We start from the raw sequence: 24,261 nt of genomic DNA on the forward strand, positions 1-24,261 counted from the left end.
GTGCGCTTGGCGGCCGCCGGCGGTGATTCCGCAGGTTCGGTCATCATGTCACACCCACCAGGCATGATGGCCCCATGCCCACCGTGATGGACCAGTTGGCGGAGGCGGTGTCCCGCGCCAAGTCCGGCTCACCGCTGACCCAGGTCTCTGTCATCGTGCCGAGCCACGGCTCCGGCCGGGACGTCCTGCACCACCTGGCGCGGACGCAGGGAGTGGCCAACACCAGCGTCCTCACCCTTGGGCAGGTGGTGGACAAGCTCGCCGCGCCCGCGCTCGCGCCTCGCCAACCGTTGCCGTATCCGCTCCTGGAGGCGGCGGTCCAGAGAGTTCTCGCCGACGCGCCGGGCGTCTTCGCCGACGTCGCCGACGAGCCCATCACGTCACAGGCTCTCGCGAGCGCAGCCTGGGAACTCACCGGTATCGCCGAGCCGGCTATGCAGTCGCCGACGCCCCTCGTCGCCGACCTGCTGCGTATCCATTGCGTCACGAAGGAGCGTTTGACCGGCTCGTATTACCTTCAGCATGAAGCGTATTCGGCCGCCGCCAAACGGTTCGACGAGCTCGGCGCGGTGATCGTCCATCACCCGGCCGCTCACGCGCCCGCCGAGCAAGCCCTTCTCAGTGAGCTCCAGCGCCGCGGCGAGACCATCGACGCGAACACCCACGTCTCACCCACCCAGGTCATCCACACCTCCGACGCCGACGACGAGATCCGCGCCGTCGTCCGGCTGGTCCGCAAACACCTCGCCAGCGGGGTGCCCGGCCACCGCATCGGCATCTTCTACGGCACCGACGACCCCTACCTTCCGCTGCTCCACGAGCACCTCACCGCCGGCCACATCGCTTTCGCCGGACCCGAATGCCACACCCTCGTCGACCGTCCCACCGGTCGCGCATTGCTCGGGTTGCTGGCACTCGACCACGACACGATGCCCCGGCGGGAACTGTTCACCCTCCTCGCCGAAGGCGCACTCCGACGCCCCGAACTCGATGACACGCCGATCACGCAGCCCCAGCTCGAACGCCTCACGCGCAGCGACGAACCCATCGTCGGCGGCGCCGACTGGGAGCGCCTCACCCGCGTCGGTGCGCACGAGAAGCACCACGCCAGGGCCGCGGCCGTCTACTCCTACGTCCGTCGCCTGCAGGTCGACCTGCGCGCTCTCGTCGACGCGCCGGACTGGGCGACCGTCGCCGAACATCTGAACACCCTGCTCGACACCTACTTTCGCACGCCGAAACGCGAGACCGCGGCCGCCGACCTCGCCGCGATCCGTGCCGACTGCGCGGGAATCGCCCTGATGGACGGCATCGCACCGCAGCCCACCGCGGCTCGGGTGCTCGACGCGGTCTCGATCCGGCTGAACGCGCACCGAGGCATGCACGGGACGTCGGGTGCAGGCGTGACGGTCGCACCGATCGCGTCGGGAGTCGGTCGCGACCTCGACGTCTGCGTCGTCGTCGGTGCCGCCGAAGGCATCGTGCCCGCACCCCGCCGCGACGACCCGCTTCTCCCGCCGGAACTGATCGGCATCACCGCCCGCGATCACATGGAACGCCAACGCCTCGTCTTCGCCGGTGCGGTGAGTGCCGGGCGCACCGAACGGGTCGTCACCTTCCCGCGCGGCAACCTGCGCGGCGGCGCCGAGAAGGTACCGTCCCGCTGGCTGCTGCCGGCGCTGGCCGATCTCGCCAGCCGCGACGTCGACGTCGTCAACTGGCAACGCGCGACGGAGGATTCGCCGCAGATCGTCGCAGTCGAATCCTTCGACGTCGCCGCCCAACGCGCCGACGAGCGCATCGGCGCCTCCGCGGCCTCCGACACCGAATGGCGCCTCCGCGAACTCGCCGCCGTCCCCGCCGACAGTCGTCGCGGAGCGCTCGACGATCCGATCATCAACCGCGGCATGCACATGCGCAGCGACCGCCTCAACGGCCGCTTCACCCGGTTCAACGGCAACCTGTCGTCGGTCAGCGAACTCATCACCACCTTCGATCAGCCGGTGTCGCCGACCGGCCTCGAACTGTGGGTGCAGAGCCCCTATCAGTACTTCCTCGAACACATCCTGCGCCTGCGTGCCCTCGACGACCCCGACGAGATCGCCCAGATCGACGCATTGACGCGGGGGACCCTGATCCACACCATCCTCGAACGGTACGTCCGCGCGACCATAGACGGCGCAGAGCTCGATCTCGCCCGTCTGCGGATCGTCGCCGCAGAAGTTCTCGACGAGGCGCAGGCCAACAGCCCGGGCTGGCTCGAACAGCTGTGGGCCAAGGACCGCGGCACCATCATGCGCGACCTGGACGAATGGTTCACCCACGACCACGCCGACGCCGCCGACGGCTGGCAGCCGACGCACGCAGAGGCGGACTTCGGTCTCGACGCGCAAGGCAGTCACGAGGTCTCGCTGGAACTGGGCGAAAGCAGGATTCGCTTCCGCGGGCAGATCGACCGCATCGACCGCCACCACGGTGGACGCATCCGCGTCACCGACTACAAGACCGGCAAGTCCGACAAATACAAGGACCTCGCCGAGAGCACACCCACCAACTCGGGTCTCCAGTTCCAGCTCCCCGTCTACGGTCTGTTCGCCCGCACCTTCGGCGCCGACGTCGAAGCCCGGTACTGGTTCATCACCAGCAAAGGCAAGTTCGCCTCGGTCGGCTACCCCGTCACCGACGACGTCGTCGCCACCCTCATCGACGACATGACGCTCGTGCACAAGTCGATTCGGGCCGGGTATTTCCCGCCCAAGATCGAAGACACCCACTGGGACTTGCCCGTCATCGACCTCCTCGGCCGTGCCGGACTGCGACGCGCCTGGGCCGCACTGGAACACGTCGACGAACTGTCCGACTACGTGCAGAAGTACGGAGGCTGAGATGACCCCAGCACAACTCGCCGACCAGGCCGCGCGCGATCGCATCACCACCGACACCGACGCCACCCTGTTCGTCGAAGCCGGCGCCGGCAGCGGCAAGACCCATTCGCTGGTCGGCCGCATCTGTCACCTCGTGCTGCACGACGGCATCGAACTCGATGCCATCGCCGCCATCACCTTCACCGAGAAAGCCGCGGCCGAACTCCGTGAACGCGTGCGTGTCGAGCTCGCCACACACGACACCGACCGTGCGCGAGCCGCTCTCGAACAGATCGACACCGCAGCCATCGGCACGCTGCACGCGTTCGCAGCGCGCATCATCGGCGAGCATCCCCTCGAAGCCGGAGTGCCACCACGCATGGCGGTCGTCGACGCCATGGGCTCCCAGCTGTCCTTCGAACGCCGCTGGCGCCGCATGCGCACCCGACTGTTCACCGACGACGCCCCACCCATGCTGGTCGACGCCATGGGCATCGTGATGGCCGCCGGCGCATCACTCGACCAGATGCGCACACTCGCCGATGCGCTGGACCGCAACTGGGATCGCCTCACCCTCGACGACAACCCCCAGGGCATCGCACCCGCCGACATCGACCGCATCCTGTGGGAGACCGACGCCATCATCGACAAGCTCGACGATTGTCTCGATCCGGAGGACAAACTCGCGGTCAAACTCGAGGAACTCCGCGAATGGCGGATCCTGGTTGCCGCCGAGCGTGATTCCTTCGGATGGGTCCCGATGGTGGACCTGTGCCCGAAGCTCGGCAACGTGGGTCGGGGGTCCGCGTGGCGCGGTGGTGTGGCGCAGTGCAAAGAGATCAAAGCCGCCGCCAAGGCGCTGCGCGAGGAGATCTGCTCCGACGTGGTCGGCACCTACGTCGACGGCGCGGTGCGCGTGGTGGTCCGTCACCTGTCGGAGATCGTCCTCGACGAGGCGCGCGAGCGGCAGCGCAGCGGACAGCTCGAATTCCACGACCTGCTCGTCCTGGCCCGCGACGTACTCGGAAAGCCGGAGGTCGCCGCAGCCGCCCATCAGCGCTACCAGCGCGTCCTCCTCGACGAGTTCCAGGACACCGATCCGCTGCAACTCACGCTGGCACAACGCATCGTCGCCGGCCGAGACGAAGCGGGTCGGCTCTTCACCGTCGGCGACCCGAAACAATCCATCTACCGCTTCCGGCGCGCCGACATCGCGGCGTACATGTCCGCGCGGGACCGCACCCCGTCGACCGACGTCGTGCAGCTGACCACCAACTTTCGGTCCACGCGTCCTGTCCTCGACTGGGTCAACGCCGTTTTCGGCCGGCTCATCGTCGCCGAGCATCACGTGCAGCCCGAGTACACGCCGCTCGACCCGGCCCCGGGCCGACCCCGCTGGGACCTCTCCTGGGGACCGAAGCCGTTCGTCTTCCCCGATACCGAGGAACCCGTCGACGACGAGGACGCACTCTCGCCCGCCGAAGCCCTCCGCGCACGCGAGTCGCGCGACGTCGCGAGGATCATCGCCACCGCCATCGAGAACGACTGGCGCAAGGAGACATTCGACGGCGATGCGTACCAGCATGTCCCATTGCGCTGGAAGGACATCTGCATCCTCATCCCGTCGCGGGCGGTACTGCCGTTCCTGGAGAAGAGCCTTGACGCCGCGGGCATCGAGTTCCGTTCGGAGGCATCGAGTCTGGTGTACTCGACGCAAGAGGTGCACGACCTCCTCGTCACCTGTCGCGCACTGGCGAACACCGCCGACGAGGCCGCCCTCGTCGCCGCCCTGCGTACCCCGCTGTTCGGCTGCGGCGACGACGACCTGCTCCGCTGGAAAGACGCCGACGGCCGATGGAGCATCTACGCCGATGCGCCCACCGACGCGCTCACCGGATCGCCGGTGGCGGCCGCATGTGCATACCTGAAGGCTCTGTCTTTGGAACTGGGGGACCTGAACCCGGGCGCACTGGTGAGCCGCCTGGCCATCGATCGTCGGGTGTTCGAGGTGTCCATGGACTCGCCCCGTCACCGCGACGTCTGGCGGCGGCTCCGCTTCGTCATCGACCAGGCCCGCGCCTGGTACGCCGAAGATCGTGGGTCGCTGCGCGACTACATCGACTGGGCCGCCACCCAGGCCGACGAGAACGCGCGTGTCGCCGAGACCGTACTCCCCGAGATCGGTGTCGACGCCGTGCGCATCATGACCATCCACGCCGCCAAGGGATTGCAGTTCCCGATGGTCGTCGTCGCCGGCATGAGCGGCGGATTCCGCACACAGCCCGAGCCGCTGCTTTGGGACGAAGACGAGAAGCTGCAGGCATGCGCGTCGAAGAACGTGACCTCGAAAGGTTATGCGGCAGCAGCAAAGACCGAAAAGGCGTACGCCGAGGCGGAGAAGAAGCGCCTGTTGTACGTCGCCTGCACGCGCGCCGAGAGTCACCTCGCGGTCTCCGGATACGTCGGGAAGAACGCATCCTGGGGAGCCGCGCTCGCACCCGCGCTGGAGGGCCTGCCCAACGACGTCCCCGAACTCGTCGAACCGGTCAGGCGCGACGACGAAGCGATCGCCCAGCACGAACGACAGGCCTGGATCGACTGGTCGGCAGAGACCGCCGCGATCGAGGCCGCCTCGACGATCCGCGTCTCCTACTCGGCGACGCGGATCGTCCACGGCATAGATGACGCCGAAACAGTTGTGCTGCAGGGGTACCGGGATTCTGGACGGCTGACAGCGCCGGTAGCCGAACAGATTCCGGTCGGCACCGCGAGCCCCGACAGCGGCGCGACGCTGGGTACCGCCCTGCACGCGCTCCTCGAACAGGTCGCCCTGGGTACCGCCGTCGACGACGGATTCGACGAGACCGCTCGGCGCGCGGCCGCACTCGCCGGCGTCGTCGACGTGGATCATTTCGTGGCGCTGGCTCGGTCGGCGTTGCAGTCGGCACCTGTTCAGCGGGCTGCCGTCCGCGAGCACTGGCAGGAAATGCAGCTCGCCGGTTCCGGGCCCGACGGAGTCACCGTGGTCGAGGGCATCGCGGACCTGGTGTATCGCGACGACGACGGTTCGTTGGTCATCGTCGACTACAAGACCGACGTCGGGGTTTCCGCCGACACCCTCGAGGCGTACTGGGCGCAACTCGCGATCTACGCCGATCTGCTGCGAAATGCGACTGGGGAGAGAGTGTCTCGGCTGGAGTTGGTGTTCTGCCGGCCTGACGAAGCAACCGTCGTCGGACGTGCGTTGTCCGGGGGTTCGACGAGCACCTAGGTCTCGTCAGGCTGTCGGTGCCGTGTCTCCCACGTGTGTGGCTCCGCGGATCTCAGCGTCGTCGGGTCGACGAGATAGAAACGCCCGTCCTGTCCGATGAACTCGTGGTAGACCGCGTCTTCCCAGGCTGCGGCGTGGGGACTCGGGCCCCACGGCGCATACCGGCCGATGACGACTCGGCCGGGCTCACCCTTTCGGGAATACGGCCGATAGACGTCCTCCGGGACCGCTGCGATGCGTGCTCGCGCCACGACGCCGTCGTCCAGTTCGGTCGGCAACGGCTGGTATGCATCGTCGTCGTCGGTCCACTCATAGTCGCAGGAGCCGCACCGGTATTCGAATGTCGCCGGGTCCGAGATGTCGCACCCGGCGAGGACGGTTGCGGACCCGATCGGTAGCGGCGGGAATCCCCAGATCACCTCGTAGGTGCGCATCGCCGAACAGCGTGGGCACAACGGTCGAGAACCGAACATGAGGTCGTCGGAACTCGGTGCGAGCGGACGATGGAGCCGGTCATGGCAGGTGCGGCACACGACGATCGGGCCGTAACCGAAGAACTCCAACTCCTGGGTGTCGACGAGCAGGTGATGTTCGAGGACCGGCTCCTCGTCCGCCCACTTCCCGCAACATGCGCACCGTGAGTACGGTTCGACAGGCTCAGACCGAGCGACACATCCCCGTTCGTCCAACTCGCGCCACGGCGTCGGAGACTCCTCCTCCGCCGAAATCGCCGCGATCAACCGTTCGCCCGTCGCCGTGTCGAGGGTGGCTGGGGCGCTCGGTAGGGGAGTGCCGATCCGGCGTTCGACAGCAGTCAGCGAGAGTTCGAACGGTCCCAGATACTGGTCGTACGAGTCCGGCCCCGTGGAGTCGTGGTGGGTTTCCTCCACCACGACGACGGCCGACGCCGGGCTGTCCGTCGTCACGATGACAAACAGATCTCCCGCGGCCCAGCGCGCGGGAAACGTGAACCCGAGATCGTCGAGGTCCAGATCGTCGTCGGGGTTGTAGTAGAAATCGACGGCCTGCCGCCACGGCGCCACGCCGACGAGGTGGATGCGGCGCCGTCCGGTCTCCGGGTCGTCTGGCATCTACTGTGCCCCCGCTTGGTTCACGTGATCTTCAGTTTCCACGCACCCAGCAATTCCGAAGTGAGTTCGCGAGACAGCTTGATCGAGTCGGCGTCCTCATTGTCTACCGCCGAATCGAACTCCCGAAGACGCTGCGTCCCCAACGCTCGTCGGAGTGTGGTCGTCGTCCGTGATCGCAATCCGCGTTGCGCCCGAACCAGCTGGTAGCGACCGGAGTCCCGGTGGGGAATCGGACCGGCCGCCGCAGCATAGGTGACGACCGGAGCCGACACCTCTCCGGAAGAACAGAGGAACAGCGCTGTGTTCATCGAGAATCCGGCATCGTCATCCTGTAGCTGCATCGCCCAAGTCTGGAACTTCGGGATCTGTTCGACGCTTTCCTCTATTTCTCGGCGTTCTTCGTCGGTCAGATCGTCGTCGACGGTGTGCACTAGAATGCCGTTAGGTCGGATGCCCTTGACAAGCGCGGTTTCCGCAGACGTCCCCGTCACACCGGGCACTGCAGCCCGGGCGTTTTCGTCCCACACGCGCCGCAGCTCGTCAAGGCGTGCCGCGCTGATAGGGTCCGCGTCTCGCAGCGTGTCTTCGACAAATGTGCGTGCTTCTCTGACGACGGTCTTTTGATCTGTCAGGATCATTGCCTCTGACGATCGTTGGGAGTTCGCCGAAGCATTGGCAGAGCCTACGATGGCCCACTCCGCAGTGACGAAGACCTTCGCATGCAGCTCAGCCAGAGAACGGACGTCCACCCCTCTCGACTGCAGAGTGTGGATGGCCGCAGGAGACGTTGCGTGGGACGCGACCGCCTCTCTGCTCGCATTGATGACGAGCTTGTCGCCGGCAGCCAAATGTCTCAGGAGATGCGGTCCATCGATGCCCAGGAAGGCAACCGCGACCCTGCGTGGCCCACGCCGGCGCAGTGTGGTCGAGATCTTCGGCCAGGGCTTGTCGCCAAGGAACTGAACCGTCACGCATCCGACTGTGCCACAAGGTGCACGTCGGGGGTGCAGGGTTTCGCAGAGCGCTACACCTCGGGGGCGATTCGCGCAGCGAAATCGCCCCGTCGGCATATCGAAGCCGGCCTTCAGCCGCCCGCGCACTTGTTCTGTGTCAGAACGGTGGCGGGTTGTTTCGGTCCCACTCGACTTGTTGTCGACGATGGGTGTCGGTGCGGTGTGCGCGCTCGTCGGTGAGTCGTTGCCGCGCCGGGTGGTCGGTTGGCTGGGTTTTCAACGACGCGAACAGGTCTCGCCCGGTGTATGGGTTGCCCAGGTAGGTGTGGCCGGTGGGGGCTTCGAACCACACGGCGAGGTACTCATCCTGGGAGTCGCGCCACCTGCCAAAGGTTTTGATGCGGTGGTGGAACCGGCACAACGGTTTGAGGTTGTGCTGGAGGGTCTTTCCGCCGCGGTCGGGCTGGCGGTGGTCGTATGGGTGGGTGTCGTCGAGGTCGACGGTCCACACCGGTTGATTGCAGCCGGAGAAGGTGCAGCACAACTCGCCGGCGCGGACGAGTGCCTGCAGTTTCTTGCTCGGTACGTAGGTGCTGGCGGCGGCTGCGGCCCGGGCGTCGGCGTCGGCCGGGTCGGTGCGCACCCCGGTGGTGATGAAGGTGTGAACCGCGTCAGCGAAGAGTCGGCGCATGGTGTGGGCGTCGATCAGCCCGTAGCCGTCGAGCATGCCGGGTTCGTTGTCGAGCCCGACAAAAGTCGTCAGGTTGCCCACGATGTGGTAAGTCGGTCGGGGTGCGCGGCAACTGGTGCAGGTGCATGTGCAGTCGCCGGTCGGCTCCGGGGCCTGCGCGTCGTCCTCGGGTTGGGTTGCGGCGGTGTCGGTCACGTTCGGTGCAGCAACGGGGGTGGGCCCGGGTCCGGGTGTTGTCGCAACGGCGGGCTCGGGGGTATCGAGGTTCTGCTCGGCTGGTGGGGGTGTGCAGTCGGCGCACCGGCAGTCCAGGGTTTGGTTGCCGTGGGCGAGGGCGAGGAGGGCGTCGGCGCGGCGCTGGGGCATGGTGCGCGGATCACCGGTGTGCACGCCGGTGGCCATGGCGGTCAGCTGGGCGTTGAGGGCGGCGGCGTCGGTGTGTGGCAGGTGCCCGGTGATGCGCGATTGGCCGGGTTGGTGGCGGTCGGGTCGGATGTCGATTCCGCGGTCGCGGGCGGCGTGGTCGTTGCGGCGTTTCACCGCATCAGGTGCATGCGTGTGGACAATGTTGTCGACCATGGTGGTGAACCGCGCCGTCGACATCGGATCGCGCGCCAGGATTGCCTCGGCCAACGCGGCGTCCACCATAGGCATGGTGGCGTTGTCGACGAAGTCGGTGCGTTTGAGTGCGATCAGGAACCGGCGAAGGTCGATTCGTCCGCAGGCCAGGGTGGTGCCGGTGAGGGGGAGTCGGTACCGCATGGCGTCGCCGGTGCGGATGAGGTCGCGGGCTTCGGCGGGGGTGAGGTTCAGGGCGGCGCCGAGTTCGGCGGTGGCTTGTTCGAATCCGTTGGGCCCGAACTGTTCATACGGGTCCGCACCGGTAACTGCTTGTGCTGTCCTGTCGAGGAGTTCGTCGATGGAACCTGCCTCGCCGGAGTGAATCGCACTGCGGTGCAGTAGGTATTCTTCTTCGCGTTGTTCGTGGAGCAGGCTGGCGGTGGTCAGTGTGCGGCAGGTGTTGGCGGCGTTCATCGATGCCGAGTAGACGGCGGTGCTGATCAGGGCTTCGGGCGAGAGGCCGGCGAGTGGTCCGAACACGTCGACACCCTCGTCGGGGAGGTCCCCGCCGGGGTCGATGGTGCCGAACTCGAATGCCATGACACCACCATACGAAAGGGGTCTGACAAAACCTGTCGGCACGATTTCGGCGGATCATCAGGCACGAGAACTACTTTCGGTAGTAGACGCTGGGTCAGCGATGGTGGATTGCGCGTCGCGCGACCTCGATGGCTGTCGGGCTCAGCGTCACCCCTCGGAGTCCCCGTTCCGGGGACGAGACGGTTTCGAGGAACTCGTGGATTCCGTTGTCGAGGTCGTAGAGGTCGTACTTCTGGATCGGGCGCCCGTCCGTGCCCTGCCAGCGATACGCGGTGAGCAGCGCGCCGATCGTCTCGAGGGGCATCTCGTCGCCGGGTTCGGAGGCGGCGGCGAAGAAGAGCATCAGCAGGCTCGCGTCCTCGGTGAACCCATCCATCTTCTGGTTCAGCAGCCGGTCGGCGAGATGGTCGGCCAGTGCCTGCGGATCGTCGGCGAGTTTCGTTCCGACTCGGGTCGGCAGTAGGCGGCCTTTGTGCTTCCGTAACAGCCCCATCCGAAGCAGGGACTCACGGAAGTACAGCACCGGTGTGCTCTGGACTTCTCGGTTCTTGGCGCCGATGAAGTACTTCATCGTCGGCAACACCTTCGACGCCGCGACCACGTCGGCTGGTTTCAGGTAGCCAGCGGAGGTGAGTGTGAAGCCTTCATCGCGCGCGCGACGCAGGAACCACAGGTAGGGGAGCAGGTCGGCTTCGAGCTGGTCGCCCGTCGCAATCGTCGATGAGGCTGCCAACCGCGTTGCGCTCGCCGTAACGGCTCCGGAATCGTCGAGAGGTTGAACCCGGTACAGCAGGTCGCCGAGCCGTGCATCGATTCCGGCATCGACGAGCGAGAGGATGGGGTCACTGAGTGCGGCGTTCACCTCGCCGATGTCGAAATGCGCGGGGTCGTCGACGACCTCGGCGAGTGACTCCGCGTCGGTGATGCCGCCACAATCCTCCGGAGGCGCAGCACGCCGACCGTCGACGCACCGGGCCCACGGTGTGTCCTCCGACGCCTCGTGAACGCTTTCGACCTGGGCTGTCAATTCCCAGCTGTCGCCGTAGTCGTAGACGTAGCGCAGGACGTCGCCTTGATCGTGGAGCGTCTCGTCGAGCCGGACCTCGGCGACCGGTGTGCCCACCTCCTCGCCTTCCCGAGCGTCGAACGGGCACAGGAACAGTTCACTCCTGCGGTCGAATGGGCTGCCGCCCAGGGCAAATCGATAGAGGTGGTAGTCCAGCCACCCGAACGCCGCTTGAATGATCCGGTGCAGGTCCTCCAGGGAGATATCCGAGCGGACGTCGAGGCGGCGCCAGATGGGGGGTCGCGCGTCGTCGAGATCCACGCGGATGCGGAACATTACGGTCTCGGCGAGCGGTTCCTTGCGCTGACGAATCGACGGTGGCCGCTCGAACCTGTCCGCGGCGGCAGCGCTGAGCTGATTCAACAGCGTGGGGAGTTCGTTCGGTTGCAGGCCGGCAAGCATCGCCTCGAACTGGCGACGCAGTCCCTCGGCATCGGACGATTCGTGGCCAGGATCGTGCATACTGCCCAGCGTAGGCCAGGCCCCGTTTCCCGCGGTGTCCGTTTCCCTCCCGCTTACCAGGTCCGGCAAGCGGGAGGGAAACAGTCGGGCGGGAGGGGAGCCGCCCCGCGGGGAAGTGTTTACGCGTACGCCGGCCGGAACGTCAGCCGGGCGTTCTGGGCTTTGGCGGCGTCGCGGAAGTTCTTCATCGCGCGTTCCATGTGGAAGCCGTTGGTGACGATGAGCGCGCCGGTTCCGCCCATCCGTTTCAGCATCGCCACCGTGTTCTGGGCGTTCTGCACCGTCGAGGTCGACGCGACCTCGTTCACCATCTGCCACGGCGGGATTCCGCGCCGGATCAGTCCGAGGTTCATGAACTGGGCCTCGGTGACGGGCAGCCAGTGGGTGTCGCCACCGGAGACGATCATGCGGTTGAACGGGTGCTTCTTGCCGAGGTTCGCCGCGACGTCGAGACGACGCTTGAGGACATCCGGAGTTTGCCCGAGAACGCCGAACTTGGCGCCGAGTACGACGATGTACCGGGTCCCCGGACTCTGCCAGAGGAAGTTGCTGTTGGGGGTCCCGAGTTCGGAGCTACCGAGGTCGACGCTGCCGAAATCGGTACTGATCGCGGCGTTCTCGACCTACGCCACCGGTTCGGACGGTGCGACGGCGACCGCCACCGAGGCGGCAGTTGCGATTGCGGCCGCGGCTGCCGCGGTCGTGAGGGTTCTACGACGCATGGTGACCGAGTGTAGGGATCAGTACGGTCGTACAGGTATCGGGTTGATAACACCTGCATCACTAGTCACATACGTAACATGGCCCTTCGTGGCTCGTCGCTTGCGCTCCTCGCACCTCAGGGAGCGGAGGGAGGACGCAGCTCGCACCGGATCAGAAGGTGTCAGGTGAGCGCGATGTACTTCACCGAGAGGTACTCGTCGATGCCCTCGCTGCCGCCCTCACGCCCGATCCCGGACTGCTTGATGCCACCGAACGGTGCTGCGGCGTCGGAGATCACGCCGCGATTGACCCCGACCATGCCGGAGTCCAGGGCGCCCGCGACGCGCATGCAGCGCTCGAGGTCGCGGCTGTAGAAGTACGACGCCAGGCCGTATTCGGTCGAATTCGCGGCCTCGATCCCCGCGGATTCGTCGTCGAAGCTGCTGATCACCGCGACGGGGCCGAAGATCTCCTCGCGCGTGACCGGCGCGTACGGATCGACGTTGTCGAGAACCGTTGCGGGATAGAAGAAACCCTGACCTTCCGGACGTTCACCGCCCAGTCGCACACGGGCACCGTCGGCCACCGCCTGCTCGACCGCGTCGGCGACCTTGTCCCGCTGGTCGGCGTTCACCAGCGGCCCCAGGGTCACCCCGTCGTCGTACCCCGGTCCCATCCGGACCTCCGACATCTTCGCCACCAGCTTCTCGGTGAATTTCTCGGCGACACCGGACTGCACCAGGAACCGATTCGCGGCGGTGCAGGCCTCGCCCCCATTGCGCATCTTGGCGGCGAAGGCGCCCTCGACCGCGGCGTCGACGTCGGCGTCGTCGAAGACCAGGAACGGGGCGTTGCCGCCGAGCTCCATCGACGTGCGCAGGACGCGGTCGGCGGCCTGGCCGAGCAGGCTGCGACCCACCGGCGTCGACCCGGTGAAGCTGATCTTGCGGATGCGATCGTCGGTGATCAACGTCGACGACACGTCGCCGCTCGACGTGGTGGGCAACACCGACAGCACGCCGGGCGGCAAACCGGCTTCGGCGAAGGCCTCGGCCAGTGCCAGCATCGTCAGCGGCGTCTCGCGGGCCGGCTTCACGAGCATCACGTTGCCCGCGGCGAGCGCGGGCCCGATCTTGCGCGTCCCCATCGCGAGCGGGAAGTTCCACGGGGTGATCGCCAGGCACGGCCCGACGGGCTGGTGGGCCACCAGGATGCGCCCGTTGCCGGCCGGCGACGGACTGAACCGACCGCCGATCCGGACGGCCTCCTCGGCGAACCACCGCAAGAACTCGAGTCCGTACGTCGTCTCCGCCCGGCTGTCGGGGAGGGCGCGGCCCAGCTCGAGGGTCATCAGCATGGCGATGTCGTCGGCGCGATCGGTGAGCAACTGGAAGGTCCGACGGAGGATTTCGCCGCGCTCCCGGGGCGCGGTGGCCGCCCAGTCCGCCGACGCGGCGACGGCGGAATCGAGAGCGCGGCGGGCATCGGCAACCCCCGCGTCGGCGACCGAGACGAGCGACTCCTCGGTCGCGGCGTCGTAGACCTCGAAGGTCCCGCCGTCGGCTGCGGGTGTGGACCGGCCGTCGATCCAGAGCCCGGTCGGCACACCGTCGAGCACGGCCTGCGGGTCGAGAATCTCCTTGTCGCTCATACGCATTCACATCCTCGTGACTCGGCTGCGGGACCCCGCACGATGCGGCGATCCCCTCGGCGAACCACGCTACTCGCGTGGGCGGGCGGCCGGTCGGTGGTTGCCGACGGGCTTCACCGGACGCAGGATGGCGGCATGACGGCACGCAGGTTCGACGATCGACGTCCACGGCGGCTCATCCGGTCCGGGCTCGTGCTGCTCGCGGTGGGAGCGATCCTCGCCGGCTGTGCACAGTCGACGCAGAACGACGCCCAGTCGACGGAAACACCTGCACAGTCGACGCAAACGACTGCACAGTCGACGGAGAACAGTGCACAGTCGACGGAGTACGTGAACCTCGGCGACAGCTTCAGCGCCGGGACCGGCGTGCGGCCACTGGAGGAGGACTCGCCGATCTACTGCCTGCGGTCGTCGAGGAACTACGCGCACGTCGTCGCGGCGGACGAGGACTTCGACCTCACCGACGTCAGCTGCGCGGGCGCCGACACCGACGACTTCCGCGAGTCGCAGCACCAGGGCGTGCCGCCCCAGCTCGACGCCCTCGACGGCGACACCGACGTGGTCACGATGATGATCGGCGGCAACGACGAGGAGACGTACGGTCGCGCGATCCGGCTCTGCGGCGAACTGGCCGACGCCGACCGCACCGGCTCGCCGTGCACGGACCGTTACGGACGGGCGCTGATCGAGCCGGTCGCCACCGACATCTATCCCGCCGTGCGCCAGGCCCTGCGCGACGTCCGGGACCGCGCGCCGAACGCGCGCGTCCTGCTCGTCGGCTATCCCTGGCTGGTCCCGCCGACCGCCGGCTGCTATCCCGAGATGCGACTCGCCGCCGGGGACGTATCGATGATCCGCGAGCTCCAGACCGCGCTCAACACGTACGGGCGGCGCGCGGCCGAGGACGAGGGCGTCGAGTTCGTCGACATGTCACAGGTGTCCGAGGGTCACGACGCGTGTGCCGGCGCGCAGCGCTGGATCGAGCCGATGACCACCTCGGGACCCGGCGCGGTGCATCCCAACGAGGCGGGTCAGGCGGCGATCGCCGAACAGGTGCGCACCGCGCTCGCGAGCTGACCGGGTCCGGTTCGAGCCGGGTCGCACCCCCTCCGACCAGCGAGGATTTGGGTCACCCGGTGCCGTTTGGAACACTGTAGGCCGTGACCCCTTCCGCTGCTGCCACGCCCGCTCCCGGCACGGCCGCCTCCGCCGCGCTGTTCACCCGCGCGACGCAGGCCATCCCGGGCGGCGTCAACTCCCCGGTGCGCGCGTTCTCCGCGGTCGGCGGGACCCCTCGCTTCATCGCCTCGGCGTCCGGATGCCGGCTGACCGACGCCGATGGCAACGACTACGTCGACCTCGTGAGCTCCTGGGGTCCGATGATCCTGGGGCACGCGCACCCGGCCGTCGTCGAGGCGGTGCGTGAGGCGGCCACCGGCGGCCTGTCTTTCGGCGCCCCGACCGAGGCCGAGATCGAACTCGCCGAGGAGATCATCGGCCGCGTCGACCCCGTCGAGCGCGTCCGGCTGGTGAACTCCGGCACCGAGGCGACGATGTCGGCGATCCGGCTGGCCCGCGGCTACACGGGCCGGTCCAAGATCATCAAGTTCGCCGGCTGCTACCACGGTCACGTCGACGCGCTGCTGGCCGCGGCCGGCTCCGGCGTCGCCACGCTCGGCCTGCCGACGAGCCCCGGCGTCACCGGTGCGTCGGCACACGACACCCTCGTGCTGCCCTACAACGACCTCACCGCCGTCGCCGACGCCTTCGCCGAGTTCGGCGACGACATCGCCGCCGTCATCACCGAGGCCGCGGCCGGGAACATGGGCGCGGTCGCGCCGGTCGAGGGATTCAACGCCGGACTCCGCGACCTGACGCGCCGCCACGGCGCGCTGCTGATCATGGACGAGGTCATGACCGGGTTCCGGGTGAGCCCGAGTGGCTGGTACGGACTCGAGGGCGTGGCCGGTGACCTCTACACCTTCGGCAAGGTCATGAGCGGAGGTCTGCCCGCGGCGGCGTTCGGCGGCCGTGCGGACGTCATGGAACGTCTCGCGCCGACCGGGCCGGTGTACCAGGCGGGCACGCTGTCGGGGAATCCCGTCGCCGTCGCCGCCGGCCTCGCCACCCTGCGCAACGCCGACGTCGAGGTCTACCGCACGCTCGACGCGAACGCCGACCGGCTCGCGACCGTGCTGCACGAGGCCCTCTCCGCGGCCGGGGTGGCCCACCGCGTGCAGAAGGCGGGCAGCCTGCTGAGTGTGTTCTTCACTACCGACCCGGAGATCCCGATCTTCGACTACGACGGCGTCGCCGCCACCGAGACCTGGCGGTTTGCGCCGTTCTTCCACGCCCTGCTCGAGCGTGGCGTGTACGCGCCGCCGAGCGCCTACGAAGCCTGGTTTGTGTCCGCGGCGCTGGACGAGGATGCTTTCTCGCAGATCGCCGATGCGCTGCCCGCGGCAGCGCAGGCGGCCGCGACCGCAGCCACCCCGGGGGACAACGCCTGATGCACACGATCGTCCACATGATGCGCCACGGAGAGGTCGACAACCCCGACGGCATCCTGTACGGCCGTCTCCCCGGCTTCCGCCTCTCCGGCGACGGCCAGGCGCAGGCCCGTAAGGTCGCCGACACCCTCGCCGACCACGACGTCAAGGCCGTGTTCGCCTCGCCGCTGCAGCGCGCGCAGGAGACCGCCACCCCGATCGCCGCCGCGCACGGCATCCCGATCCTCACCAACGACGACCTCATCGAAGCCGACAACGTCTTCGAGGGTCTCAAGGTCTCCGTCGGCGACGGTGCGCTGAGCAAGCCCCGGCACTGGCCCAAACTCCGCGACCCGTTCACGCCGTCGTGGGGCGAGCCCTACATCCAGCTCGCGCACCGCATGCTGGCCGCGGCGAACAAGGCCCGCGACGCCGCCCGCGGTCACGAAGCCGTCTGCGTCAGCCACCAACTGCCCGTGTACACGTTGCGCCGGTTCCTCGAAGGTCAGCGCCTCTGGCACGACCCGCGTCGCCGCCAGTGCTCGCTGGCCTCGCTGACCAGCCTCATCTACGACGACGACGCCCTCGTCGACATCATCTACTCCGAGCCGGCCGGGTCCTCGGACCCACTGGCCACCGGTGCGTGAAGAAAGCCTGACGTGGTGCGCAAGTTCCTCCTGCCGACGATGTTGTCGGCCCTGATCCTGCTGGTCGCCGGATGCAGCACCGGCGACGACGCGGTCGCGCAGGGGAACACCTTCCAGTTCGTGTCACCGGGCGGGCAGACCGTCATCACCTACGCGCCCGACGAGCGCAAGCCGATCGCCGAACTCGCCGGCGAGGACCTCGTCACCGAGCAGCCGCTGTCGCTGTCCGACGAGCGGTTCGCGGACAAGGTCGTCGTCGTCAACGTGTGGGGTTCGTGGTGCGGACCCTGCCGCGGTGAGGCCGACGACCTCGAGCGCGTCTACGAACGCAATCGCGCCGACGGGGTGGAATTCCTCGGCATCAACCTGCGCGACGACCGGGAGTCCGCCAAGGACTTCGTCATCGACCGCAAGGTCGGGTTCCCGTCGATCTACGACTTCCCGGGGATGTCACTGGCCGCTCTGACCACGCCCACCTCGGTGGTGCCGACGACGATCGTCCTCGATCGTGAGCACCGTCCGGCGGCGGTGTTCCTCAAGGCGGTCTCCGACAACGAGCTCGACGAGGTCGTCAAGCGCGTCGCGGCCGAGCCGGCGGGGTCGGTGTGATGGACCCCACCACCTTGGATCCGACCACCTTGGACCCCACCACCCTGGTGCTCGCCTCCTCGATCGGCGACACCTTCGCCGACACCGTCTCCAGCGGACCGCTGCTGCTCGCCTTCGCCGCCTGCCTGCTCGCCGGGCTCGTGTCCTTCGCCTCCCCGTGCGTCGTGCCCCTCGTCCCGGGCTACCTGTCCTACCTCGCGGGTCTCGTCGGGGCCGAGGCGCCCGCGGTGAAGGTGGGGGAGAGCGCCAAGAGCGGCCGGTCGCGGGTCGCGCTGGCCGCCGGCCTGTTCGTCCTCGGCTTCACCGTCGTCTTCGTCGCCGCCACCGCCACCGTCCTCGGCGTGACCAGTACCTTCGTGTTGAATCGCGAACTGCTGCAACGCATCGGCGGGGTCGTGACCATCGCCATGGGCCTGGTGTTCATCGGCCTCATCCCGGCTCTGCAGCGCGAGGTCCGCTTCGAACCGCGGCGGGTCTCCAACATCGTCGGGGCGCCGCTGCTCGGAGCGGTCTTCGCGCTCGGCTGGACGCCGTGCCTCGGGCCGACCCTGGCCGCGGTGATCGCGACCGTCAGCGGGACCGAGGGGTCGACGGCGGCCAAGGGCGTGACCCTCATCGTCGCGTACTGCCTCGGCCTGGGCCTGCCCTTCGTGATCCTGGCCTTCTCCTCGGCCTGGGCCCTGCGCAGTCTCGGCTGGCTCCGCCGGAACGCCCGCACGATCCAGGTCATCGGGGGCGTCCTGCTGATCGGGGTCGGCGTCGCCCTCCTGACCGGCTGGTGGGACCAGTTCATCGTGTGGGTCCAGGTCCGCTTCGTCACCGACACCCAACTACCGATCTGAGTGTCCTGATGACCGATGTGACCGACCGCCCGCAGGTGGACACCCCCGAGCCGGCCCCGAAGCCCCACTGGGCCCGCCGCCGGGTGCTGTGGCCGCTGCGCAACCTGTGGCGTTCGCTGACCTCGATGCGGACCGCGCTGATCCTGCTGTTCCTGCTCGCCCTCGCCGCGATCCCCGGTGCCCTGCTCCCGCAGCGCGAGCTCAACGAGCAGAAGACCCTGGAGTACATCGCCGCACGTGGTCAGCTCGGCGTGTGGATGGACCGCCTGCAGCTCTTCGACGTCTTCTCCAGCGCCTGGTTCACCGCGATCTACGTCCTGCTGTTCATCTCCCTCGTCGGCTGCCTGACGCCGCGCATGGTCGAGCACTTCCACAGCCTGCGAGCGAAACCCGTTGCCGCACCGCGCAACCTGTCGCGCTTGCCGCGGCACGTGACCCACACCGTCGACGGGGATCCGGAGACGGTCGCCCGACGGATCGACGGCCGGTTGCGCGGGTGGCGTCGCGAGGTCGTGGTCCGCGAGCCGAGCAAGGCGTATCCGGACGGGTGCGTCGAGGTCTCGGCGGAGAAGGGCTACCTGCGCGAGTTCGGCAACCTGGTGTTCCACTTCGCGCTGCTGGCGCTGCTGGTGTCGATCGCGCTCGGCAAGATGTACGGCTACGAGGGCACCCGCAGCCTCGTCGCCGACGGCGAACAGGGACTGTGCAACACCTCGACCGCTGTCTACGACTCGTTCCGCGCCGGCAACCTGGTCGACGGCACCGACCTGTCGCCGTTCTGCTTCCGCGTCGACGACTTCTCGGCGACCTTCCTGCCCAGCGGTCAGCCCGACATGTACGACGCCACCATCCGGTACGCCGCGGGCAGTGACGGCAGCGTGGGCAACCTCGGCGATCCCGCCGGCTGGGACACCGCGTCGGTGCGCGTCAACGAACCGCTTCGCGTCGCGGGCGACCGGGTCTACGTCCTCGGCAACGGTTTCGCGCCGACGTTCACGGTGACCTTCCCCAACGGGGAGAAGCGCACGCAGACCACCCCGTTCGTGCCGGACGAGCTCCAGACGATGCTCTCGTCGGGCGCGGCACGCTTCGACACCCCGGCGGGCCTGTACCCCGACGCCGACGACCGCCGGAAGAACCAGATCGCGCTGGAGGGCCTGTTCGCGCCCACCGCGTCGTTCCACGGCTCGCTGCTGACGTCGTCGTCGCCGACCCCGACGACCCCTTCGTCGCGATCCGGATCTTCAAGGGCGACACCGGTCTGGACACCGGCAGACCGCAGAACGTCTACTCGCTCGATCAGGACCTCATCGAACAGGGCCGCCTCCAGCGTCAGGCGCAGGTCAACCTCGCGGTCGGCCAGAGCCACACCCTCGCCGACGGCACGACGGTGACCTTCGACGGCTACGAGCGGTGGGTGTCGGTGCAGGTCTCGCACGACCCCGCCCAGATCTGGGTGCTGGTGAGCTCGATCGTCATGCTCGGCGGTCTGCTGGTGTCGCTGCTGATCCGCCGCCGCCGCATCTGGGCCCGACTGGTCCCGGTGCCGGCCGTGAGCGCTCGTGCCGACGGCGATGGCCAGGACACCGATGGCCCGGACACCGATGGCCCGGACACCGATGGCCCGGACACTGGGCAACGACGTACTGTAGTAGAAATCGCCGGGCTGGCGCGTACCGATCAGGCCGGTTGGGGTGAGGGCTTCGACGAGCAGGCGGCCGAGTTGGTGGCCGACGACGCCGACGGACCTGCCTCGCGGCGGACGACCCGGCGGCTCTAGCGGCCGGCGAAAGGAAGCACATGAACACCGACGCTCCGGCGATGCCGATCGACGAGACTCTCGCGCGGTACTCGGACCTGCTCTACGGCACGGCCATGACGGTCTACGTCGTCGCGGTCATCTTGTTCCTGGGCGCCCTCGCCGCGGTCCGCGGCCGACGCCTCGAGCAGAAGCAGCTGGTCAACGCCGGGGTGAACGGAACCGACACGCGGGTGCCCGGGCGGGTCGACGAGTCGTCGCGCCGGACCCTGGGCGAGAAGCTCGGCAACATGGCGCTCCCGGTCGTCGTCGTCGGCCTCGCCGCGCACATCGGTTCGATCGTGCTCCGCGGCATCGCGACCGACCGTGCGCCCTGGGGCAACATGTACGAGTTCATCTCGATGACGTGTGCCGCGGGTGTGCTCGCCGCCTTGATCATCCTGCGCAAGCGCGAGCACCGGCCGCTGCTCTCGTTCGTGCTGTTGCCCGTCATCCTGCTGATGTTCATCGCCGGCCGCTGGCTCTACACCCAGGCCGCACCCGTCGTCCCGGCCCTGAAGTCCTACTGGCTGGCCGTGCACGTCTCGATCATCTCGGTGTCCTCGGGCATCCTGCTGGTGTCCGGTGTGGCGAGCATCCTCTATCTGGTCAAGATGCGCTGGGCTCCGACCTCGTCCGACGACTCCGCCACGGCCGCGACCCGTCCGGGTCTGGGCGGCGCGGTCCGTCGGGTCGTCGACCATCTGCCGTCCGTCGAGCAGCTCGACCGCCTGGCCTACAAGTGCGTCGTGATCGGCTTCCCGCTGTTCGGCCTCGGGGTGATCTGCGGTGCCATCTGGGCCGAGGCGGCCTGGGGCCGGTTCTGGGGCTGGGACCCCAAGGAGACGGTGTCCTTCATCGCCTGGGTGATCTACGCGGCCTACCTGCACGCACGCGCGACGGCGGGCTGGCGCAGCAATGCCGCGGCCTGGATCAACGTCGCCGGTTTCGTGGCGATGCTGTTCAACCTGTTCATCATCAACCTGGTCGTCTCGGGACTGCACTCCTACGCCGGCCTGTGAGGACCGCCCGGTTGTGAGGGCGGGCCGGCGGAACCGTCAGCCGGACGCCTCGCTCGGGGAGTTCTCCTCCGCCCGCTTGGCGATCGCCTGGGCCTTGACCAGTTTGAGCAGGTCGATGAGTGCGTCGATGGTGTCCGGGCACAGCGAACCCATGTCGATCCCGGACAGGTGACTCCCGGTGACCTGGAGCATCTCGACGTAATTCTGTTGCTGCCGAACGCGTTCGAGGTCTTCGTCGGGGTTGGACAGGAAGTAGGTGACGCTGACGTCGAAGGCGCGGGCGATGGCCTCGACGGTGCGGAACGACGGCGTGCGGGCCTTGCCGGTGCGTAGCTGGGAGATGTACGCGTCAGACAGCGAGTAGCCGAGACGGTTGGCCTTCTCGGCGATCTTCTTGCCGGTATATCGGATGCCGTTCTCGTCACGGCTGTGTTCGAAGAGGTATCCGATCTTCTCGGCGAAGCTCAGGTCGTCATCGGTCGACGCCCCTCGCGGAGATCGTCCCGGGTTCAACGGCGCCTTCTCTCGGTCCGGCCATCGGGGAGTCGATGGTGAAGTGGACAATACCCTACCCACGGGTATGTTCCGCAGAGACGTTCTGAACCTGGTCTCAGCTTTTCGGCCGCGCGTCACGCCTCAGATCTCATCACCGTCGGTGCCGTTGGTGCCGCGGGTGCGATTGTCCAGGTCGCGCAGGAAATCGGGGTCGTCGTCGGGGCCGAGCGGGCCGCGGGGACGGGATCGACGCGGGCCGGGCGAAGGGGTGTCGCCGGACTCGTCGGAGTGGGGCCCGAAGGCGCGCCACATGAGGAAACCGATGGCCAGCAGACCCAGAACGGCGAACAGATAGATCATGACAACCTCCCGACGACCAGCGTACGTGAGACGCCTGAGAGGTCAGGGCGAAAGCCGACCTGACCCGCACTTCTCCACTGATCGGATGAGGTCCGGCCGGGCGTCGGGTCGTCGGGAGAACTACAGGGCCGCCGGGTCAGTGGGCGCGGCGGTTGAGCAAGGCGACGACGTCCTCCTCGCGGAAGCGTCGGTGGCCGCCCGGGGTGCGGATCGAGCCGAGGATGCCGGAGCCGCCCAGCGGGCGACCGTCTTGGGATTCACGTTGAACATCGCGGCGACCTGGCCGGGGGTCAACGTGTGCTGGCTGGCCAGTCCCGGGGTGATGTAGGTCGTGGGCGGTGCGGTCTCGATGCTGGTCATGATTCCCCCTGTGCGTGTTGGAGTGCTCGGTCGGTGCGCCGAGATGGCGAAGCGGCTCTGCACGGTGGTGGACGAGTTCCTTATGAATACACGCAAATCGCCCAGGTACTCGAACCGTCAGTGGGAGGTAAAGAGCATGCAAAGGCCCGCGACCTGCGGGAGCGCCGAGACCGCCCAGTACGCTGAGGGGGTGAGTGAAACGCCCGACCCCACCCCCGGCAAGAAGGCCACACCCGACGCGGCCACCCGCGAGACCACGGCCGGCGGCGCCACGCCGCAGGCGGGTGGTCGCCCGATGACCCTGGCGTTCGCCCTGTTCGCGTACACGTTCGCGCGTCTGCTGCTCGTCACCGCGGTCGTGGTGATCATCATGGTCGGCGGCAACCTGGTCGGCGTCGAGGTGCCGTTCCTCGTGGCGGCGGTGTTCGGGGTGCTGATCGCGCTCCCGCTCGGCATGGTCCTCTTCAAGACCCTGCGTCTGAAGGTCAACAGCGAGATCGCGGCACTGGAGGCCGGTCGCCGTTCCAAGCACGACGACCTGCAGGCCCGGCTCCGCGGCGAGAAGTGAGTTCGGCGACCCGTGGAACCCACGCGAGTCGTCGACCGGCGCGCTGATCGGGCCTGGACCCAGAACGCCGTCCGCCTCATCGAGGCCGACGGCCGGCGCAGTGCCGACACCCATCTCCTCCGCGTTGCGCTGCCCGCATGGTCGCGCTGGACCGTCGCCGACGGCGACACGAGCCGCGAGGTCGGCGTGGACCTCTATGTCAAGGACGAGTCGACCCATCCGACGGGGTCGCTGAAGCACCGGCTCGCGCGTTCGCTGTTCCTCTATGCGCTGTGCAACGGGTGGGTCGTCGAGGGCACGCCGGTGATCGAGGCGTCGTCGGGGTCGACGGCGGTGAGCGAGGCCTACTTCGCCGAGCTGATCGGCGTCCCGTTCATCGCGGTGATGGCACGGAGCACGTCGCCGGCGAAGACGGCACTCATCGAACGCCACGGCGGGCGATGTCATTTCGTCGAGCACCCCGGTGAGGTCTATGCCGAGGCGTTGCGTCTCGAGGCCGAACTCGGCGGCCATTTCATCGACCAGTTCACGATGGCCGAACGGGCCACCGATTGGCGCGGCAACAACAACATCGCCGAGTCGATCTTCGCCCAGCTGGCCGAGGAGGAACACCCGATCCCCACCTGGATCGTCGTGGGGGCTGGTACGGGCGGTACGTCGGCGACCCTCGGACGGTATGTGCGCTACCGGCGCCACGACACCTGGCTGGCCGTCGTCGACCCGGAGAACTCGGTGTTCCTGCCGGCCTACGCGTCGGCGGACGGCACGCTGACCGCCCAGACCGGTTCGCGCATCGAAGGCATCGGCCGGCCGCGGGTCGAGCCGTCGTTCATCTCGCAGGTCATCGACCGCATGATCGGGGTGCCCGATGCGGCGTCGATCGCGACCGCCCGCCGCGTGAGCGACCTCCTCGGTCGTCGGGTCGGTGGCTCCACCGGCACCAACATGTGGGGGGCCTTCTCGCTCGTCGCCGAGATGGTCGCCGCGCGCACGCCCGGCAGCATCGTCACCCTGCTGTGTGACTCCGGGGATCGGTACGCGACGACCTACTTCGACGACGACTGGCTCGCCGCCGGTTCGTTCGACCTCGGCCCCGCCGAGACGGTGCTCGACCAGTTCCTCGCCACCGGTCGCTGGACTACCTGAGAGCCGGGCCGGC

At 68.1% G+C, this 24,261-nt stretch carries 18 protein-coding genes and 2 pseudogenes; 11 read left to right on the forward strand and 9 right to left on the reverse strand.

Translation table 11 applies throughout. From position 1 onward, the window contains the following. Positions 1-74: 74 nt before the first annotated feature. Entirely contained in the window at positions 75-2,885 is a 2,811-nt protein-coding gene (locus MVF96_RS04895; protein ID WP_247451498.1) for a PD-(D/E)XK nuclease family protein, read from the forward strand. A gap of 1 nt (position 2,886) precedes the next feature. Next, entirely contained in the window at positions 2,887-6,135 is a 3,249-nt protein-coding gene (locus MVF96_RS04900) for a UvrD-helicase domain-containing protein (RefSeq protein ID WP_247451500.1), read from the forward strand. On the opposite strand, the gene MVF96_RS04905 is transcribed toward MVF96_RS04900, so the two are convergent. The 6 genes from MVF96_RS04905 to MVF96_RS04930 form a co-directional block, all read right to left on the reverse strand. After that, positions 6,132-7,226, reverse strand: a complete 1,095-nt coding sequence (locus MVF96_RS04905) for a hypothetical protein (protein WP_247451502.1) — start codon at positions 7,224-7,226, stop codon at positions 6,132-6,134. The genes MVF96_RS04900 and MVF96_RS04905 overlap by 4 nt on opposite strands. Before the next feature lie 20 nt (positions 7,227-7,246). Next, a complete protein-coding gene (locus MVF96_RS04910) occupies positions 7,247-8,197 on the reverse strand; it encodes a phospholipase D-like domain-containing protein (RefSeq protein WP_247451503.1) in 951 nt (316 codons plus the stop codon). 139 nt (positions 8,198-8,336) lie between these two features. Further along, positions 8,337-10,031: an HNH endonuclease signature motif containing protein gene (locus MVF96_RS04915; protein ID WP_247451505.1), complete on the reverse strand. Its 1,695-nt coding sequence runs from the start codon at positions 10,029-10,031 to the stop codon at positions 8,337-8,339. 94 nt (positions 10,032-10,125) lie between these two features. Continuing rightward, positions 10,126-11,559: a plasmid pRiA4b ORF-3 family protein gene (locus tag MVF96_RS04920; RefSeq protein WP_247451507.1), complete on the reverse strand. Its 1,434-nt coding sequence runs from the start codon at positions 11,557-11,559 to the stop codon at positions 10,126-10,128. Between the two features lie 119 nt (positions 11,560-11,678). After that, positions 11,679-12,167 carry a YdcF family protein gene (locus tag MVF96_RS04925; protein ID WP_247452056.1) on the reverse strand — a complete coding sequence of 163 codons (489 nt, stop codon included), beginning with the start codon at positions 12,165-12,167 and terminating at the stop codon, positions 11,679-11,681. 275 nt (positions 12,168-12,442) lie between these two features. Beyond that, entirely contained in the window at positions 12,443-13,912 is a 1,470-nt protein-coding gene (locus MVF96_RS04930; RefSeq protein WP_247451509.1) for an NAD-dependent succinate-semialdehyde dehydrogenase, read from the reverse strand. A 135-nt stretch (positions 13,913-14,047) separates the two neighbouring features. Between MVF96_RS04930 and MVF96_RS04935 the strand changes: the two genes are divergently transcribed. The 7 genes and pseudogenes from MVF96_RS04935 to ccsB all read left to right on the forward strand — a co-directional run bounded on the left by MVF96_RS04935 (position 14,048) and on the right by ccsB (position 21,319). Beyond that, positions 14,048-14,989 (forward strand): SGNH/GDSL hydrolase family protein, encoded by a 942-nt coding sequence (locus MVF96_RS04935; RefSeq protein WP_247451511.1) that lies wholly within the window; start codon positions 14,048-14,050, stop codon positions 14,987-14,989. Positions 14,990-15,072: 83 nt separating this feature from the next. Beyond that, positions 15,073-16,422: a glutamate-1-semialdehyde 2,1-aminomutase gene (gene hemL / locus MVF96_RS04940; protein WP_165630522.1), complete on the forward strand. Its 1,350-nt coding sequence runs from the start codon at positions 15,073-15,075 to the stop codon at positions 16,420-16,422. After that, positions 16,422-17,048: a histidine phosphatase family protein gene (locus MVF96_RS04945; RefSeq protein ID WP_078113019.1), complete on the forward strand. Its 627-nt coding sequence runs from the start codon at positions 16,422-16,424 to the stop codon at positions 17,046-17,048. Before hemL ends, MVF96_RS04945 begins: the two co-directional genes overlap by 1 nt. Positions 17,049-17,063: 15 nt before the next feature. After that, a complete protein-coding gene (locus MVF96_RS04950) occupies positions 17,064-17,657 on the forward strand; it encodes a TlpA family protein disulfide reductase (protein ID WP_247451513.1) in 594 nt (197 codons plus the stop codon). Then, positions 17,657-18,499, forward strand: coding sequence for a cytochrome c biogenesis CcdA family protein (locus MVF96_RS04955; protein WP_247451515.1), 843 nt, complete (start codon positions 17,657-17,659; stop codon positions 18,497-18,499). Before MVF96_RS04950 ends, MVF96_RS04955 begins: the two co-directional genes overlap by 1 nt. An 8-nt stretch (positions 18,500-18,507) precedes the next feature. Then, a pseudogene (gene resB, locus MVF96_RS04960) lies at positions 18,508-20,279 on the forward strand (cytochrome c biogenesis protein ResB). Positions 20,280-20,299: 20 nt separating this feature from the next. Beyond that, positions 20,300-21,319 (forward strand): c-type cytochrome biogenesis protein CcsB, encoded by a 1,020-nt coding sequence (ccsB, locus tag MVF96_RS04965; protein ID WP_068971437.1) that lies wholly within the window; start codon positions 20,300-20,302, stop codon positions 21,317-21,319. A gap of 36 nt (positions 21,320-21,355) precedes the next feature. On the opposite strand, the gene MVF96_RS04970 is transcribed toward ccsB, so the two are convergent. The 3 genes and pseudogenes from MVF96_RS04970 to MVF96_RS04980 form a co-directional block, all read right to left on the reverse strand. Continuing rightward, on the reverse strand, positions 21,356-21,832 hold the full coding sequence (locus MVF96_RS04970; RefSeq protein ID WP_058252664.1) for a helix-turn-helix domain-containing protein: 477 nt from the start codon (positions 21,830-21,832) through the stop codon (positions 21,356-21,358). 123 nt (positions 21,833-21,955) lie between these two features. Further along, entirely contained in the window at positions 21,956-22,174 is a 219-nt protein-coding gene (locus MVF96_RS04975) for a hypothetical protein (protein ID WP_058252665.1), read from the reverse strand. 136 nt (positions 22,175-22,310) lie between these two features. After that, positions 22,311-22,534: pseudogene (locus tag MVF96_RS04980) on the reverse strand (BldC family transcriptional regulator). Between the two features lie 190 nt (positions 22,535-22,724). On the opposite strand from MVF96_RS04980, the gene MVF96_RS04985 reads away from it, so the two are divergent. Both MVF96_RS04985 and cds1 read left to right on the forward strand, forming a co-directional pair. After that, on the forward strand, positions 22,725-23,102 hold the full coding sequence (locus MVF96_RS04985; RefSeq protein ID WP_374193888.1) for a DUF4229 domain-containing protein: 378 nt from the start codon (positions 22,725-22,727) through the stop codon (positions 23,100-23,102). 12 nt (positions 23,103-23,114) lie between these two features. Beyond that, entirely contained in the window at positions 23,115-24,248 is a 1,134-nt protein-coding gene (gene cds1, locus MVF96_RS04990; RefSeq protein ID WP_247451517.1) for an L-cysteine desulfhydrase Cds1, read from the forward strand. Positions 24,249-24,261: the final 13 nt, after the last annotated feature.

This window comes from Gordonia hongkongensis (assembly GCF_023078355.1).
GTDB lineage: Bacteria > Actinomycetota > Actinomycetes > Mycobacteriales > Mycobacteriaceae > Gordonia > Gordonia hongkongensis.